Annotated in this window: 1 protein-coding gene and 2 rRNA genes; 2 read left to right on the forward strand and 1 reads right to left on the reverse strand. The window is 49.2% G+C overall.

Annotated features, from left to right (window positions below; all coding sequences use genetic code 11):
- Positions 1-116 precede the first annotated feature (116 nt).
- Positions 117-229, forward strand: a 5S ribosomal RNA gene (gene rrf / locus ACE04A_RS13645).
- 182 nt (positions 230-411) lie between these two features.
- Positions 412-524 (forward strand): 5S ribosomal RNA (gene rrf, locus ACE04A_RS13650).
- 184 nt (positions 525-708) lie between these two features.
- Here the strand turns inward: rrf (ACE04A_RS13650) and ACE04A_RS13655 are convergent.
- On the reverse strand, positions 709-909 hold a 201-nt coding region (locus ACE04A_RS13655), incomplete at its 5' end, for a hypothetical protein (protein ID WP_485820215.1).

A 909-nucleotide genomic window follows, 5' to 3' on the forward strand; every position in this document is an offset into this window, starting at 1 on the left:
CACCAATTACATCCCCCTTGTGCGTGATCATCGAGCTTGCCTCTGGTCACCCACACGTTGTGTTTCTTCCAAGATTGGAGCCTTTGCGTTAACCCGCAACCGCTCAACCCGTTACGCCTGACGACCATAGCAAGGTGGTACCACTCCTTCCCATCCCGAACAGGACAGTGAAACGCCTTCGCGCCGATGATAGTGGACGGACGTCTGTGAAAGTAGGTCATCGTCAGGCTTTTATTGCGCAAAACCCCACAGGTGATCCTGTGGGGTTTTGTTTTATATAAGTGAGAACACACTCGCGTGTGGTTGTGGGTAGTAACTGCAATCACGAATGTGGTTTGTGTTCTTGTAGTGCCAGGCAGTACCCAAAGATTCGAGGGGTTGACTGATTAGTCAACCGTTCAAGCAGTTACGCTTAACGACCATAGCAAGGTGGTACCACTCCTTCCCATCCCGAACAGGACAGTGAAACGCCTTCGCGCCGATGATAGTGGACGGACGTCTGTGAAAGTAGGTCATCGTCAGGCTTTTATTGCGCAAAACCCCACAGGTGATCCTGTGGGGTTTTGTTTTATATAAGTGAGAACCTATACTTCTCGCCGCTGTAGGATGAAGAGATTCAGAATGCAGCAGCGTTGCAAGACAGTGCAAATGAGGCAAAGGCCGGTTGCATAAGCTGCAAAAATGATGTTATAGTTGAGGGCTTGGCTGCTACCGAAAGTTCAGGGTAATCCCCGATGTTTCGATAGTTGCTAAAAGAGAAGCCAGCAGAAATGTTGGTGAGTGAGGCCTGAAGGGGCTGCAAGTCAGGCAGTGCAGTAGTTGATCCGCGTTAAGCGAAACAAATGCGACACTGATTTGACAGGCGATAAAAACTTCTTCATAATCTCGTTTCTCTGCTGCTGAAAACAG

The sequence above is a fragment of the Achromobacter colocynthidis genome (assembly GCF_057334535.1).